19 protein-coding genes are annotated in these 16,588 nt (G+C 37.2%); 7 read left to right on the top strand and 12 right to left on the bottom strand.

The window, feature by feature from the left end; all coding sequences use genetic code 11:
• Nucleotides 1-222: 222 nt before the first annotated feature.
• The 7 genes from AAHK14_RS11215 to AAHK14_RS11185 all read left to right on the top strand — a co-directional run bounded on the left by AAHK14_RS11215 (nt 223) and on the right by AAHK14_RS11185 (nt 3,307).
• On the top strand, nt 223-510 hold the full coding sequence (locus AAHK14_RS11215) for a hypothetical protein (protein ID WP_115247916.1): 288 nt from the start codon (nt 223-225) through the stop codon (nt 508-510).
• Complete coding sequence (locus tag AAHK14_RS11210) at nt 511-1,152, top strand: hypothetical protein (protein WP_062498967.1); 642 nt, start codon at nt 511-513, stop codon at nt 1,150-1,152.
• A gap of 7 nt (nt 1,153-1,159) precedes the next feature.
• Entirely contained in the window at nt 1,160-1,600 is a 441-nt protein-coding gene (locus AAHK14_RS11205; RefSeq protein ID WP_143821943.1) for a hypothetical protein, read from the top strand.
• Between the two features lie 40 nt (nt 1,601-1,640).
• Complete coding sequence (locus AAHK14_RS11200; RefSeq protein WP_065256173.1) at nt 1,641-2,009, top strand: hypothetical protein; 369 nt, start codon at nt 1,641-1,643, stop codon at nt 2,007-2,009.
• On the top strand, nt 2,002-2,148 hold the full coding sequence (locus AAHK14_RS11195; protein WP_156065133.1) for a hypothetical protein: 147 nt from the start codon (nt 2,002-2,004) through the stop codon (nt 2,146-2,148). Before AAHK14_RS11200 ends, AAHK14_RS11195 begins: the two co-directional genes overlap by 8 nt.
• A gap of 242 nt (nt 2,149-2,390) precedes the next feature.
• The gene (locus tag AAHK14_RS11190) at nt 2,391-2,849 is read left to right on the top strand and encodes a hypothetical protein (RefSeq protein WP_065256174.1); all 459 of its coding nucleotides are present in this window, start codon (nt 2,391-2,393) and stop codon (nt 2,847-2,849) included.
• Nucleotides 2,850-2,950: 101 nt separating this feature from the next.
• Entirely contained in the window at nt 2,951-3,307 is a 357-nt protein-coding gene (locus AAHK14_RS11185) for a hypothetical protein (RefSeq protein ID WP_065256175.1), read from the top strand.
• 818 nt (nt 3,308-4,125) lie between these two features.
• Here the strand turns inward: AAHK14_RS11185 and AAHK14_RS11180 are convergent.
• The 12 genes from AAHK14_RS11180 to AAHK14_RS11125 form a co-directional block, all read right to left on the bottom strand.
• A complete protein-coding gene (locus AAHK14_RS11180) occupies nt 4,126-4,722 on the bottom strand; it encodes a hypothetical protein (protein WP_065256177.1) in 597 nt (198 codons plus the stop codon).
• A gap of 10 nt (nt 4,723-4,732) precedes the next feature.
• Complete coding sequence (locus AAHK14_RS11175; protein ID WP_156065135.1) at nt 4,733-4,954, bottom strand: M43 family zinc metalloprotease; 222 nt, start codon at nt 4,952-4,954, stop codon at nt 4,733-4,735.
• Nucleotides 4,955-4,973: 19 nt separating this feature from the next.
• Nucleotides 4,974-5,585: a hypothetical protein gene (locus tag AAHK14_RS11170; RefSeq protein WP_065256179.1), complete on the bottom strand. Its 612-nt coding sequence runs from the start codon at nt 5,583-5,585 to the stop codon at nt 4,974-4,976.
• On the bottom strand, nt 5,582-7,420 hold the full coding sequence (locus AAHK14_RS11165; RefSeq protein ID WP_065256180.1) for a PAAR domain-containing protein: 1,839 nt from the start codon (nt 7,418-7,420) through the stop codon (nt 5,582-5,584). Before AAHK14_RS11165 ends, AAHK14_RS11170 begins: the two co-directional genes overlap by 4 nt.
• Complete coding sequence (gene tssH / locus AAHK14_RS11160) at nt 7,411-10,062, bottom strand: type VI secretion system ATPase TssH (protein WP_065256181.1); 2,652 nt, start codon at nt 10,060-10,062, stop codon at nt 7,411-7,413. The genes AAHK14_RS11165 and tssH overlap by 10 nt, the downstream gene beginning before the upstream one ends.
• Before the next feature lie 252 nt (nt 10,063-10,314).
• Nucleotides 10,315-11,394: an IS630 family transposase gene (locus AAHK14_RS11155; RefSeq protein ID WP_156065137.1), complete on the bottom strand. Its 1,080-nt coding sequence runs from the start codon at nt 11,392-11,394 to the stop codon at nt 10,315-10,317.
• Complete coding sequence (locus AAHK14_RS11150) at nt 11,379-11,588, bottom strand: transposase (protein WP_253842414.1); 210 nt, start codon at nt 11,586-11,588, stop codon at nt 11,379-11,381. Before AAHK14_RS11150 ends, AAHK14_RS11155 begins: the two co-directional genes overlap by 16 nt.
• A gap of 2 nt (nt 11,589-11,590) precedes the next feature.
• Nucleotides 11,591-11,719 carry a hypothetical protein gene (locus tag AAHK14_RS11145; protein WP_255518630.1) on the bottom strand — a complete coding sequence of 43 codons (129 nt, stop codon included), beginning with the start codon at nt 11,717-11,719 and terminating at the stop codon, nt 11,591-11,593.
• Nucleotides 11,720-11,866: 147 nt separating this feature from the next.
• Entirely contained in the window at nt 11,867-13,219 is a 1,353-nt protein-coding gene (locus AAHK14_RS11140) for a HipA domain-containing protein (RefSeq protein WP_065274038.1), read from the bottom strand.
• On the bottom strand, nt 13,216-13,500 hold the full coding sequence (locus AAHK14_RS11135; RefSeq protein ID WP_065256184.1) for a helix-turn-helix transcriptional regulator: 285 nt from the start codon (nt 13,498-13,500) through the stop codon (nt 13,216-13,218). The genes AAHK14_RS11140 and AAHK14_RS11135 overlap by 4 nt, the downstream gene beginning before the upstream one ends.
• Before the next feature lie 102 nt (nt 13,501-13,602).
• Complete coding sequence (locus tag AAHK14_RS11130) at nt 13,603-14,073, bottom strand: hypothetical protein (protein ID WP_156065139.1); 471 nt, start codon at nt 14,071-14,073, stop codon at nt 13,603-13,605.
• 20 nt (nt 14,074-14,093) lie between these two features.
• Nucleotides 14,094-16,586, bottom strand: a complete 2,493-nt coding sequence (locus AAHK14_RS11125) for a hypothetical protein (protein WP_065256186.1) — start codon at nt 16,584-16,586, stop codon at nt 14,094-14,096.
• Nucleotides 16,587-16,588 lie beyond the last annotated feature (2 nt).

Here is a 16,588-nt window from a genome sequence, read left to right as displayed (position 1 = left end):
TAAGGTGTAAAAAAATAAATTGTTAAAATTGTTTAATAGTTTTATGAAGGATTATTTTAGTCTTGTGTATCAGATTGCATAAATAAATTATCTTTATTACAGATAAAATATAAAGCGAATTTTAACTTAGAAACAAGACAGACTTTCCACTAAAGTAAACGGCAAACGCTAGCCCTGCATGACGACCTATGTCTATGTAAATGCACTCCATCGCCAAAGCTGGTGAATTCGCAGACGAGTTTTAGGGAAGTGGTTGATGATGGCTATAACACTCAGCCCAAGAATCACAAGGAAAAGAGTGGTTCAAAAATTTTTGATAAACGCATTAAGTTCGACTTTGGAGAAATAAATAATGATATTACCCCATTTTTGAGATATAGATTAAAGATAGATGGTATAACATACGAAGGAGAGCTTGATGATGAAGGTAATACAGATATTTTCTATAGCGATATAGAAACAGAAATTACGGATTTAGAGCTGTTTTTCTCGCAAGATGGAGACAACTAAATGGGCATACCAATCAATAAAAGTGGTGACAAGCTAATCATTAACATACCAAGCAGAGATTTAACGGCAGAAGAAATAGCCTTGGCAAGATTAATATTTGGTGAAACCATTAAGTATCAAGCAGTTAAAGTATTTAAGGTTGATTACCTACCTAATCAACAAGAAGAAACCATCGTAACACCCAATGGCAATTTATATCCAGCAAAAAAGGTATATAGAGAAAATTATGCTCTTGATAGCGATAGCATGAAGCACTTATTCATCCATGAGATGGCTCATGTCTGGCAAAGCCGTAAGGGCATGTGGGTGCGTTTGATAGGTGCTAAAATACATACTTGTGCTCGTCTTAATGACACTAACCCTTATTTATACAACATTCACCAAACATTTGGAAGCAAGGTGATTAAAATGCAAACTTCTCAGAATAAATCGGTCTCTAATATTGTGACAATTAAGTCCAAGTTGTCAGATTACAACATGGAATCTCAGGCAGAAATCATAGCTGATTACTGGGCATTGAAATTTAAAAGAAACCCCGACTTAATGATAACAAAAAATTTTGAAACTAATGTCAGGGCTAGAAATTTGGATGCAGTGATTCGACTTTATGAAGAAAAAGTAAAGCAAGCAATTGGCGCTTAGGACTGGTATGATGGAAAGGGTAGAAAAATTCATAAAGGCAATTGCTGTTTTTATGTTATGTTTTTTTGTTATGGTGATTGGTTTGATGTTATGGATAAGTCATATCATGTCTCAAGACAAAGACCTTGTCAAAAATAATTCATTAAAAAATGCAATTATTGAGCAAAACGATTTAGTCTTTGAGATTCAGGAAGGTTATGCAAGTGGTCTTGATATTGGTTATGATAGCCAAACCGTTTATTCGCAAGGCTTGGGGAAAAAAGTATCAAAATTAACCATTGAAAATTACCCCTCCATGATTCATGATAAAAAAATTTATCATTTTATGTTATATCAATATGAGCTTGGGGGTCATGGATTTTCTGGATTTGATTTTTGCATTAATAACAAAAAAGTTTTTTATGGGAAAAACATAAAAAACTGTTTAAAAGATGATGGTCTTGATTGATTTTAATAAATCTAGCAATAATCTACGGCTGTTAAAGTAAATGGCTTGGTCTGCCCTAAATGACGACCTATGTCTATGTAAATGTAATCCACCGCCAAAGCTTGTGCATTCGCAGATGAGTTTTAAAGAAAAAGTCAGTTCGCAGGGCATGGCAATAAGTGCTATTCAACTAAAAGAAAGTCCAACTCAAACACCCAGCACCTATAGCACCTCAGTACGCTTTGTAGATGATGATGGCTATCCTTATGCTAATGTCTCATATACCGCCAAAAACAAAAAGACAGGTAAGATACATTCAGGCAGAACGGATGAAAATGGTCAAACCCCACACTTTTTTACAGATTCACCTGATGATTATGAAATTAAACTGGACTTGGACTGGCAAAATAAGGAGATGAATAATGAGTGATAAAACTACCTGCACCTCTGCTGGTACTGGCACACCAGTTATCACTCAAACCATTTGCAATAGACCGTTTATCGCACACGAGCACGGCATTGGCGACCAGTTAGATCCTTTTGCTTGGAATGTAATTGAAGGGCGTTAAGGGAGAGGCTGGAGGGTAGAGAGGTTCCTGACCAGGGCTTATCCTCTTTGTGTGGTCCTGCTGTATTTTTTTATTTTTTACTATTAGTGGATAAAAATACCTACAAAAGTCTTGTTTGGAGTCTGTGGTACCATGGTGTAGCAAACATCAAATCAATACAACTTAAACCATCGAACGCAACCAAACATCCTACCAGCTATTTTAAAGCCAATAATGAACCCAAAATATTAGGACTGGATTGGATGACTTTAGCTAGTTTAAGAGATACCTTTAATAAAAGAATACGCTACAAATCGCCCGATGATGAGACTGCAGGAATAACCCTTCCTCATGAATTAATAGGTTGGTTGGAAAAAATTGGCTTTAAGCACATTGAAACATATGAATTAGACACTTTGGCAAATTATATTCAATTAAATGCTTATTTCACCAAGCAAGATTATTATGTTATCTCTTTAATCAATACAGAATTACTACAAAAAGGCAATTCTGCCTTTGGTGTCATTCCAGAGCATTGGGTAGTATGGACAAGTTTATTGCGAAGTGGAAAAAATGCCATTGATTTAAATACTAAATTGACAGACATAGTGCACTTGACGGTATTTTCTTGGGGCAAGAACAATTGGTCTATTCAGTCAAATTTGCCACTTAATAAATTTATGCTCTACCATAAAACCGCTTTTATTGTAAAAAGGGTATGACATGAAAAAGACAGCGTTATGGCAAAATATGGCATTATGGGAGAAAGTGGCATTGTGGTTTTTGGCAACCATAGTATTTTTGATTGTTTTTTTTAATTATTATGTTTAAAGTCTCATCGCATTTTGCTAATCGTCCACATTTTGTAACCCAAGAATTACCCAAAGCACATCTCAATCAACCTTATTATGCAAAAATTGAGATAGAAGCCGCCATTATAGAGGAAACGGTTGACATACAAGTTTCAAATGAAGATATTATGGTAGAGCCGAAAGTGTATGAAAGCCATAAAGACATATATAATAAACCTGTTTATAGAACAGATTACTCAAACTTAACTATTACAGGCACTCCGTCTGAACTAAAACCAATTACCATCAAATTAACAGGGAGTACTTATGGCAGTATGTTTGTTGGCAAAGAATTTGAAAAAACATATACTATTGAAGTGTTGGAATAGGCGGATAAAATATATTATTCATCTAATTAACCATAAATAGAAATTCTCATGCCAAAACTTTTTTTGATAACATCAAAACTATGTCTGTTTTTATCAGCATTTCCCTTACTTTTTATTAAATATGATAAAATTTGTTTTGGATATGATAAATACTCAATAATGTATTTATATCAAATTAATGGTGCAGGAGGAGATGATGATGTCGCATTTAAATTATTGGCTATAGTTACTTTTTTCTTCGCACTATTTTTATCCCCAGTGAGAAATAAAATTGGATATGCCTTTTTATTTTCTGTTTACTTTGCATGTCAATATCTTATATTTTTATTTGTAGAAAGTTCAACTGTCTGGAATATGATATGGTCATCGATTATTTATTGTCATAACAATCATTTTCTTATTTGGATAACATTCCAGATATTATTCATTATGAATAGTTTATTATTCCTGTATTTAAAGAGATAAAAAACCATAAACATATAATCTGTAATGCTATCCATCTTTACTCTGTGCAAATAGTAGAATCTTACAACTTTTCTACTCCAATAATCTTATTTTAGCTCTCAAACAAATAAGCAATTACTAAACCAAAACCACACCTCAACTCATGTAAAATTAAAAATTTTCATTATTTGTATTTAAGAATTTTGATATAAGAAGATAGCTTGCAAAGCGACTCTTCGGTTAGAGCATAAGCGTTTTGTGTTAATGCTATGATTGTCAAAAATACTAACAAAGATTTAAACATATGATTGACCTTTTTGGATGCTTTTGTCGTTTTGGATGATGTCCCATTGCCATTTAAAAAGTGAGCATAATCATCGCTCTGACATTCTCTTAATATCCATCCAATAAATTCCAGTATTGACATCTTTATCATGCCCCTGTAATCTACCGTGAAAATTAATAATAATATCGTCATAAATATATTGGGAGCCGATATAACACCAATAATCATGACATTCTTGCTTGGTTTGACTTAAAAAATCACGATATAGTTTATAAAAAATAGCCTCAGCCTCTTTCTCGTTATCGGTAGCAATCTTAATTAAGGTAATAACTCTGTCTTTTTCAAAATCAAATATTAGATGCTCCTCAGGGTCTTTATCATAAAACAATGAAAACTCCTGCGGAATACGACCGCCACTATTTACCACCTTTGAGTGTTCAAAATATCCAAGAAAAAAGTATCGTAGCCCAACACTAAAAGGGATATCAGGTGACACATAATGCTCATCAAAATAATAATTTGAACCGCTTATCAAGCGATAGTCAATAAACTTTTTATCATCGTATTTTTCAATGCGTTCTACAAGCTCCAAATCAGTTAAAAATATAGGGAGATAACGACCAGCGTAACTTATTTGTGAATAAACACAGAGCACAAAAACACATAATAGATGGACATATTTCATCAGATTGCTCCTATTCAAGATTGTTGTCATTGTTCATAATATCCCAATGGTGTTTAAAAAGAGACCATTGAGTGCCTTTGTGTGGATTAATATCGCCATTTTCGGTATGTTCATAGTCCATGATATTGTCGGTATAACCCCATGAAAATCTCAATCCTGTCTCATCTCTAAAAGTATGCGACAATCCAAAGCTGTGTCCCAGTTCGTGTAAAATCGTCCGATTTTTACCCATAAAAACCATTGTGTCTTTATTAATATCTATAGTCAGCAATAAAAAAAATGTCAATACTATGCCGATTTTTTGGGTAGTTTTGTAAAATATTGCTTTCGTTGATTTTGCCACGCAAATCAATGTCTTTATCTTCGTATTGTATCGTTACGGATATGGGGCAATATTGTTTGCATTCAGGCAAATCCTTTAGTTTCTCATATCTTTCTAGATAAGTCGAGTATAGTTCCTCAAACAATTTTTCAGCTTTTTGTCTATCATCTGTGATGGTACTGATAAGAATAATCATCTTTTCTTTATCTGAGTTGGTCATAATATTGACTTTATTTGGATCGTGTCTGTCCATCCATAATCGCCAATCTGCTTCGTCTGTATAACTCAGTCCCAACTCTAATCTAAGAAGCTCTACCTTATTATTGAATAAAATAAATTCATCAGGAAAGTTATAATGAAATTGACCAGTTGTTTTATCATAAGTCTTAGAATATTTTACAAATTTTAGCGTATCATATTTATCAAGACGCTGTGCCATTTGTTCATTGGTTAGCATGACCTGATAATAACCGCCACTAGCAAGACAAATGGTTGTATTAAAAACTAATAAAGTTCCAATAAAGAATTTTAACAAGTTCATTTATTTTTCTCCTGTAAAGTAATGATATTATTATCATTATAGATAATATCCCATTGGTATTTATTAAGTGTAATGCCTGAGTTATAATCCATAAGATTGTCTGTGTGGGATTCTTGCAATACAAAATGATTTGGTTCCTTATGGTTAAAACTATGTTCCAACCCCAAACTATGTCCCAGCTCATGTAAAATCGTCCGAGTTTCATCATGGGCATTATAAATATTTCTGTAGATAATGACATGATTACCCCAATAATTGCAGTTTCTTGTGATTTTACATTGACGTTTTGCATATTCATCAGGCTCTTTTCTGTCAGCCATACCCAATGTTAATTTATCATTTTCTGCTACAACATAATTGGTTAAAATAAGATAGGTGACATTTTCATAATTACCCGTTTCATACTGAATGATATTTAGAGATTTTAATAGTTTAATAGCATCATCAAAGGCTTTTCTACTACTATCTCCATTCAAAGGAGTCAAATTGACATTTTTCACATCATTCACTGCCTGTTGATATTTTTTGGTAAAATCATCAATTTCCTGTCGTTGCTGTAACTGGTGGCTACTGATGGTGGTGATTGTGTCTTTACCGTCTTTATCTTTGTGAAAAATTTGCTTATTTATTAAATTAATGCCAATACTTTCTTTGACTTCTGCTATAATACCTACTTGGCTAAAAAGTTTGCTTTGAATGGCATTTGGATAATCTTGTGGATAAGCATTTGTAGCAGAAAATGGATGAGCTACCAATTCAATGGGTTGTATCGTGACTTTTCTTCTTTTTGCATTTGGGTATACACACAGCAGTCCGACTCGTTTTTCTATTCCATTCTTTTTGGCAAACACTTCTATGGTGCCAAGTTGGCTTAAAGCACTGGTACAAGTAACAGTAATCATGGGGTAATTGCTCTTGTAATAAATAATGGTCTTGGTTACAGATGTCGGCACATCCCCTGATGTATACACGGTTTTTTTTTGTTGATAGGCTGACTGCTCCATAATAAGATTGACGCTTTCTTTGGTCATATTGGACAACACATCGCTCATTGTCAAAGTGGGTGTATCTACCATCAGTCCATCACTGCATCTAAATATCAGCAACGTCTCATCATCTGTCAAGGGTGTGTCTTGGTCTGACTGCTCAAAATACAAGTGTAGATCTACACTACTAAGACCTGTTTTTGATTGATTGCTTGGTGAAAATAAGTTTAACCAAGCAGGTGTATATTCATTGGGTCTGCCATATTGAATAATCTCTGATAAATTGACTAACTCTTTTCTTTGGTAGCTACGGTATTCTTCCGTCAAATCTTCTATTGCACCGAAATATACCTTTTTGCTTTTATCGGTACCATAAAGATACTCATCACGGAGCCAATCAAACCCATATCCTCCTTGATAATCATCAGGTCTTCTAAAATGCGCAGTAAAGTTTGGCAATTCATCGTTAGTCTTGGTGCTGGTTAGATTGTTTTGTAATTTTGCTTGGCGATACTGTGCTTGTGCTTGGCGATATTGGGCAAGCCTATTATCATCAATAATCTCTTTAAAACTTGTCTGAGAATGGATAAGTTTTGGTGGTGGATTACATTTGCATAGACACAAATCATCATTTAAAGCAGGCATTGCCCCACCGAGTGAAAAAGATAATCTTGGACCTGTTGGTACAATTTTGCCCATTGATTGACAAGCAGGACACCAAACATCATCGCCGATACAGCTTTGTTTTTTACCGCTGACATTAAAGATAGTAGGATTGGTGGTTGTTTGGACAATACCACCAGCAGTGGTGGTATCGCTCTCTAGGATGTAGTAACGAGTTAGGGGCATGGGATATCCTCATGTTGAGTGTGTCTATCAATGGTAAGTTTAAATTCATTATCAACAACGGTCAATGTCATGTTTCTTATGGGGTTGGGATTGCCGATAGATAAAAGTATCTCATGACTTATCATGGGCAGGATTTGATTGGTGATGATGGCATCAATCATACGACCGCCTGACTCTATTTCTTGACAGCGGTTGGTGATGAGGGTGATGACGGCATCATCATGGCTTAGTGTGATGTTATGATTGTCCTGCATGCGTTTGATGACTTTGTTTAGTTGTAGGGTGATGATGTGTGACATCATCTTGTGATTGAGTGGGTAGTAGGGAATGTTTTGGATTCTACCCAAAAGTGCTGCCGGAAAAGTCTGCAATAGAGGCTCTCTTAATGCCGTAGCCAGTCCTTCTATATCGGGTTTTAGAAGCTCGTCTTGACATAAAGTCAGGGTAAGCTCTGAGCCGACATTGGTGGTTAGGATGATGATGGTATTTTTGAAGTCAATATAGCGACCCTCGCCATCTTCCATAAATCCTTTATCAAAGACCTGAAAGAAAATCTCGTGAACATCGGGATGAGCCTTTTCTATCTCATCTAGCAGGACAACACTATAAGGACGTCTGCGAACGGCTTCAGTCAGCACACCACCTTCACCATAGCCGACATACCCTGGAGGGGCACCTTTAAGCGTGGAGACGGTATGAGGTTCTTGGTATTCACTCATGTTGATGGTGATGAGGTTTTGTTCACCGCCATACATAATGTCTGCCAGTGCAAGGGCGGTTTCGGTTTTGCCTACGCCAGAGGGTCCTGTTAGCATAAAGACACCAATCGGTTTGTTGGGGTTGTCTAGATTGGTTCTGGCGGTCTGTATGCGTTTGGCTATCATATCAGTTGCATGAGGCTGACCGATGATTCGTTGGTTGAGCGTTTCTGATAAATGAAGGATTTTTTGCACTTCGTCATCCATCATTTTGCCAACTGGAATGCCTGTCCATTCAGCAATGATTTGAGCGATGAGATGAGAATCTACCACAGGATGAACCAACGTCTCTTGTTTTTGTATGGTCTGAAGTTTTGTGATAAGTGCTTGTTGCTCTGCTTTGAGGGCATTTATTTCCTCTGGTTTATCATCATCCGATGAGGCTATGGATGCTCTGATTGCATGAAGTGCCTCGACAAGTTGTTTTTGGTCTTGATATTGTGCATTGATAACATCTAACTCTGACTGTATGGCTTGGATTTGTTGCTGTTTTTGTGCAATGACATCGCCATCGGTTAGGTAGCCTGATTCTTGTTGTTTTTGAAGCTGGTGAATCTGCTGTTCGATGGATTTTATGCTTTCTTCTTTGGTGGTGATAGACAGAGGGGTGCTGTTTAAGCTGACGGCAACCCTAGCACAAGCGGTATCAAGAATGCTAATAGCTTTGTCTGGCAATTGTCGTGCAGGAATATAGCGAGCTGAGAATTTGACAGCAGTTTGCACGGCATCGTCTAAGATGAGTACCTGATGATGGGATTCTAGTCTGTCCACTAAGCCTCTTAGCATATCGGTTGCCACTTCTTGGTTGGGTTCTGGCACTTGAATGACTTGAAATCTTCGGGTAAGTGCGGGGTCTTTTTCAAAATATTTTTTGTATTCTGACCATGTGGTTGCACCAATGGTGCGAAGCTCGCCTCTTGCCAAAGCGGGTTTTAAAAGATTGGCGGCATCACCTGTACCTGCGGCACCACCAGCACCCACCAATGTATGAATCTCATCAATGAACAAGATGATGGGCTTGGGACTTTGGTTAACTTCTTTGATAACTGCTTTTAGGCGATTTTCAAACTCACCAGAGACACTTGCCCCTGCCTTGAGTGCACCGATATCAAGTAAGATGATTTCAACTTCTCTTAGGTGGTTTGGCACATCGCCTTGAGCAATTTTTAGGGCAAGACCTTCAACGACAGCGGTCTTTCCTACACCAGCCTCACCAGTCAATAATGGGTTGTTTTGCTTTTTGCGAGAGAGTATATCCACCATTTGGCGGATTTCGTTATCCCTGCCTGTAACAGGGTCTAACTTCTCTTGTCGTGCCTGCTCGGTAAGATTGGTACCAAAACGTGCCAAGGCGGATTGCCCCGTTGGGTCATTGGGTGACAAGGAGACTTCCTGAGCTGTGGGTTTTTCAATGGAATGTTGGCATATTTGGTCGTAGTCGCCATACAGCTTTTGAGTATTGATTTTGCCAAATTCGGAACTGATTCTAAGAAGTTGGTGTTTAAACTGGTTGGATTCTAACAGTGTGTAAATAAGATGACCTGTGGTGATGTGTGTTTGATTAAACTTTAAAGAGGTGTACAGCCATGATTCTTCAATGAGTGCCATGATGTCATCAGAGAAGTCACTGACCTGTTCATAGCCTGTTTTTAGGGTTTTTAAGTGGTTTGCAATGTCGCTTATTAGATAGTCATGATTTAGTTCAAAATGACTCTCTATAAATCTCAAGTCTGTATCATTCATTTGTAGAAGCTGATATATCCAGTGAGAGAGCTCGACATGGCGATTTTCACGCAACTTGGCAAACATAAAAGCACTTTCAAGGCTCTTATATAGTGATGTATTTAGTTTGGCAAATAAAGCAGAGCGGTTGATTTGAGACATATCGGTTCCTTGTTTGGTGGTTTAAAAGCAATATCATAACAAAATATCTAACCAAAAGTCCACGACTAAATCATGATTGTGGTAGATGAGAAAATGATGAAGGTTTGTTGTGATTAGACTTCTGCCAGTACGGAGGATGTTCCATCATCATTTAAAGAATAGATAAGGCATACACTACTTTAAAATTACATCTTTCTATGGGATGATAATGAGTATTAACACCTATTAAAGAAAAATACTTCCCATTATGCTCTAAAAAACAGAGATATACCCATCGATAACAAGCTCTAACTGACCTAAATATCTTTTATACAGTTCGTCCAATATTTCTTGGGATTTTTGATGGTCTTGAACAACCAAGTTGATGGTTTCTATCATTGCCATTTTATCATCGTCGGATAAAGTATGCGTTCTTTTCTTATCTTTTTCTGTTTCATGACGCATGTAATATTGTAAATAGTGAACCATGCCATGACTTCTACCGATATAAAGATAGCTGTTTAATTCGTTAAACTGCATGATGTGAACTTTATTTTCTTTTACAACCCAACGACTTAGATCGTCTGTATGTTTATCCAAAGATACTTCAAAACGGGTCAAGAATTCATCAAAAGACATCAGTTTAACTTTTCTGTCATGAGGTATGCCAATATGCGAGGGCGGGGGAAGATAATTGTATTTTACCTGCCATTCTGGTTTGCAATATGTCTTACCGTAATAATCTGCTGACTCATAAGGCGGTGCTGAAAAAGCAGTTGTATGGATAAAGGCAAATAAAGTGGCGATAAAGTATTTCATCATACACTCAACAAACCACAAAATCACCACACCCCCCATGTTCCAAAACAACTCATCTAAATCATCAGTCATCCAGCCTTGTCTTAAAAACTTAGCTTGACTCCATTTATACTCAATGGGGTTTAAGTCAGGAGAGTAAGGGGGTAAGAACAATAAACAATGTCCATGTCTGTTTAATAGCTTTTGGATTCTTTTGTTTTTGTGAAAAGGAGCATTGTCCATGACAATCACACACTTTTGCTTTAATTTTGGAATTAAGGTGTGTTTTAACCAATCATAAACGGTTTGGGTGTTGGTGTGGTGTTTGTAATAAGACAAAGCAAACAACTGATTGTGATACAAAGCACCGATGACATTAACCCTTAACCTGCTGTTTTGGTAGTTATGATGCAAAATACTAGGCTGACCAATAGGAGCATACCCATAAGGACGATAAGTGTGTATTTGAAACCCTGACTCATCCATGTAGATGATGGGATAGCCTTGCTCTTGATAGACAGTAAGTTTATCTAAATACTCTAACTGCTTGTTGATGTCTGACTTAGGGTGTACTCTTTTGTTTTTTTACGAGTAATGCCCAATCTTTTTAAAGCTTTGTAAATGCCCATGTCAGTACAACCAAAACGTCTTGCTCGCTCATACAGGTAATCATAAGGGTAGTCTTCTACATCTTTGAGTAATGCTTCATCATCTGTCTTTTTAGGCTTTACTTCTTTGGCGGGTTTAATCTCTATGTTTTGTTGCCAGTTTTGTAAGGACGAGTAGAGACATTAAGTAAAGATGCTACCTTGCGATAAGACATGCCTTTGTCATTGATGAGTGCCAAAGCTTTTTTGCGAAAGTCTAGGGAGTGGGTCATGGTATTTAGAGTCTCTGTTTAATGGATGTTAGGGTATTGTAGCATATTTTGGGTTTGGGGGGTGTATCACAAAATACTAAGAATGTAAGCTTATAAAGAATTATCAGGTACATCAAGCCAACGGTCCCATCAGCACCATGATTTTTATCAAACCACCCTAAAATCATTATCAAGCATCGCCCAATGCTTGGTTAATATCTCTTTGTGTATTTGTGCCATTGGCAAGTCGTCTAATGCACCCTTCCAAGTATCTCTGGCGATTTGCATTACTTCTATCAGTTGTGGTTTGACACTTCGCCAAGGCACGTCCGCTTTTTTTGCCCAATGTTCAAAATGAGCCATATTGACTTGATACCAGTGCTTAGTACTATCAAGATTGAGTGAAAAGCTGGTTTCATTGGGTAGATACACTTTGGTACTAACCAAATCATAGGCTGATGATAACACAGGATTTATGCCATCTTTATAAATCACGCTCCAATTTTTTAGATGAGCATCACCATTGGCAATTAAGATATTTACCAAGATTCGTCTGGCAAGCTGATTAACATCGGACAAGCCGTGTTCGCTAAATTGATACAGGATTTTAGCAAGACTGGCATAATTACCACCGTTATATTTTTCATGGGGGTATTTGACAAGAATTTGGGCAAAATCTTCGCTATGTACCCGTCTGACACTACCATCGGCTAGGGTTTGCCTATCAAATCGCCGTATGGCATAAGCCAGTGGTGGATTATATATATCTACCATATCATCATTGAATATGGTAGTATCTGCAATACCAGTCAGTGATGAGATGGGTGTAAGCTTGATTGGTGGGATTTCTATTTTTGCAAGTTCTGCCAGTCGCATCATGCTGTATTCATTTTCGGGGACAAAAGGGTGTGATTGCGATGGTGTCTTAACAATCCAGTTGCCAAGCGTGGATTCTTGACCAACCAAGGGCAGTGTAAACCGCTCGCCTGTGTGAGTCATCACCTGACGCATGGAGAATTTGGTCTGCACGCCCGCCAAAGAAAAGGGGTGAGATAGACCGCTGTCTTTAATGGGTATATCACCATGACTGTCTTGCTGTGGAGCTATATTGACATCATCTTTGGTCAATCCTAGATGATGAATGATGAAGTTAGGCACTTGTTGTATGTTGATTGGAATGGCGGTAATGGCTCCTGGTAGGTCTTGTCCTAAATGCTTTAATAATAAAAACTCATTGTCAATATGTACTTTTAGGCTTTGGGCAAGCAGTTTCCTTAACGTACCTTCTGGCAATAGATTGGACAGTACAGGGTGCAGTCTTTGCCATCTCACCCAAGGTGTGCTAAGTAGTTTTTGATGATTTGCAAAGTTTTTGTGTGTGGTCAGACTAAACGTCGCTCTATTTTCGTCATGAATATAATCAGGGCTAAAATACAGGCGATTTTGCCCTTGTGATAGGCTCACAAGATAGCCCACTGTCTGCTCATGCAATCTAATCTCTAAAAAATCCAAAGCATTCATGAGTCAAGTATTCCTTGCCAAGGGTCTTGGGTTGGGTCATCTTGTGGTATGTTTGACGCAGTTGGTGTGGTTGGTGATGGATTTTTTGGGGTGAGTGTTAGCTCGCAGTTCAACCCGTCAGCAATCAGTAGCAAGGTCTCCAAAGTGGGGTTACCACTTTTTTCAATGTTTTGATATTGTTGTCTTGATAAGCCTGTTCTACCAAACATGTCTTTTTGCTTTAACCCCAAGGCAAGACGGCGAGATTTTATCTGTTTTCTAAAATTATCAAGTGTGTTCATGGGTGTTTTGGTGTTGTAAAAGCAACATATTAACTGCTTTTTTACAAAAAAGCAATATTTGGGTTTCTTTTAAATGCTGTATAAACTGACTTTTAGTAAATTTTAGTTAGTATCTATACTTTCACCAAACCCATACACAAGCAACAAATGGCACACATATTTCATGATGGCAGACGCAGGCTCATCTGGAGCGGGTTTGCCTTTGGCGTTGGGTCTGATGGTACTGACAGCATAGCCATTATAATCGGCTTTGTGGGTAATTTGTCCTTCAAAGTTTTTTAGCTCTTTTAAAAGTCTTTTGGTCGGTTTTTGTGTGGCGTCATGGTTGCACTCTGAGCAAGTATTTTCATTGCTTGATTGTTTGGGTGTTAACTGGCAGATGTTAATACGCCAATATTTGCTTGGCAGAATGGCTGTGGCAATCTTTAAATAAAACAAGCAGTCATCTTTGTGTTTAAATCGAAAGCTAATCTGTGATTTATTGCTACTTACCTTGGTATAAAAAAGTCCCACAAAACGCTCCATCTCTTGAATACCTTGTTCTGTTTGGCAATGGTTTTTTGATGTTGTCAAAGCATAAGAGGTCAATGCTGTTAGTTGAAATGATACACTTGGCTGTTCTCGTGTAACTTCTTGATGATATCCAAGGCTTTTTCTTCGCCATAACCAAAATGAGATTTTAAGCTACAAAATATATGATAATACTCCCCTCGTAAATCGGTAGCAAATATACCTGGATCATCAGAACCTAGAACTATACGCATTCTTGCATCACCGTCGACTGCCCTGCCCTTGATGTGAAGCCATCTAAAAATATGATGCTCATGTAATGATTTATAGTGACTGATTCGAACATTGCTTGTAGGTAAGCTCTCTATCACTATTTTTTTATCAGCAATGGATTTTTGGATGCATTGTTGTAATTTTAATAACTGCTTGGCACTAAAATCCATGTTGGTTTGAAATAGTAAATCTCTTCTAGCTCTTACGATGTCATTAAACCAAGTAATGTGGGCGAGTCGCAAAGCTTTTGTGTTGAGCGTTCTTAAATGCAGATATTCTTTTTCATATAATTGATGATTTTCTTTGTTTAAAAATATACTGACCTTTTCAGGGTCTAGATATCTATATGTGTAAGCCAAATAAATTAGATTGAGATTCAAATGGGTTGCACCAATATCATTACCTTGGTCATCGGTAATATAAATACCATCATAAATCTCAGCATATAATTGGTATATATGATTTTCTAATTCGAGTAGATTAAAGCCTTTGAGATGATGAGATAATATCATTTGCCAAACAAACAAAAGATTGTCCAGCCAGTCTCCTTTTTTTAGAATCAACCCTTCGGGCGTATTGTTTAACCATAATTTTGGCGATATGCCAATGGCAGTGGCATGACCTATTCTATCACCATTTTGTAGGGGTAAAAACTCAATCGCCTCATGAATGGCTCTAATTCCCCCAATGAGATGTTCAAAATCCTCTCCAGCATGATAAGTAAAGTGTTTAATGCCCTGATGACGACAGTACCGAAAAACAGGAGCTAACACCTCAGGAGGTGTTTCTAATTCATTAGAGGCGGCATCAACTGCTTGTAAAATACGACGGAGTTTTGGGTAAGTTTGCACTAACATGATGAGCAGATGAGCTTTTAGCCATAAATCTTTACGAAGTTCGGCAAATTCATAATTCTCCTTTTTTGTTTTGGGTTTTTTGATGAAGTGAGCGATTAGATATAGCTTGGTTGGCTGGTCGATGACTTTATCAATCAATGTCGCCAAGTCATCTGCATCAATCTCATTTTGGTTGTGATTGATGGCGTTGCTATATTCTAAAAATCCAGTGAGTATTCTTTTGATGATATCAATATTTTTATTGATGGTTGCTTTGGGTGCAAATCGTCCCTCAATAACTGCCATATCTCCATTTTGCTGATGATAAGGTCCGTGAAGTTGAAAAAATCTGTCAGTGTATTTTTGCTCAACCAATTCCCGAGCTTCATCATCAGCAAGTTTTTGAAAGTTATCAAAACCATACTGGTCATCTCTTTGTACAAATAATCGTTGCATGGCATTCATGCATACTATATACAACAAATAAGCAATATCGCCATATTCATGCTTGGGGTGCTTCATTAGTTTTTGCTGTATTTGAATATGCCAATGCAACTCTTTGATGTAACTATCATAGGCGGAGATGTCAAGCAAGCCATCTTTGATAACAGCATCATTAAAATCTACACCAAATTGGACTTGCTCATATTTAAAATAACCTGCATGCGTTATTTCACCATCTGTAATAATTGTTGAGATATTTTTTTGAATGTTTTTGGTCTCATCATCATGACCATCTCGCCAAGCCAGTAGATATTCTCTAAGGTGTCTTGCTAGCACGATGAGTTTGTGATAATCCATTGGGCTTTTTAGGTAGGGGTGAGTGGCGTAGAGTAATTTAACCCTTTTACTGCTGTGATGGCTTTTTTGCAGGTTGTGGATAAATGCCTTTGGACGCAATAAAGCATCATACCAGTTGTGTTCAAATGAGGAGGTGCCATTTAAATGCATGTGGGTTTCATACAACTTGAACCGCTGGATAAAGTTATCCAACAAAGGCTCATCTGGTGTCAGATAAGGGCGATATCCTAGCCTGTCTTTGAGTAGGTGCAATAGGTCAAAAGTATCAGCAATGGCAGATTCGTAGGTGAAGTTGGCGATTTTATTTGCCAAAACTGGCAAAGCGGTATGATTGGATAAATAAGTCTGCCATTCATCAAATAAATGTGTCTTGATGGATGTCTTATCGCCAACATCAAAATAATAAGTGGCAATAGAGCTGAGTGTTGTTAAGCTCCAACTGCTAGTATTTTCATATTGATGCCTAAACTGATTCCAATAACCATAAAATACATGGTCTGGCTGTGTATGGTTACGTTGATACCAAGAGGTGTATACTGTTTCATACATTCGCTCCTCCAGTCCGATATCATCCAAAGGTGTTAGTCTATCAAAGTCCTGCAAATACGACTGCAAGATTTGATAGATTTCGTTATGAGAGAGTAGATAAGGCGAAAAATGTGGCATGA

The sequence above is a fragment of the Moraxella sp. K1664 genome, assembly GCF_039693965.1.
Lineage (GTDB): Bacteria > Pseudomonadota > Gammaproteobacteria > Pseudomonadales > Moraxellaceae > Moraxella.
Note: the sequence above shows the minus strand (reverse complement) of the source record. Positions and strands in the feature narration are given on the sequence as shown.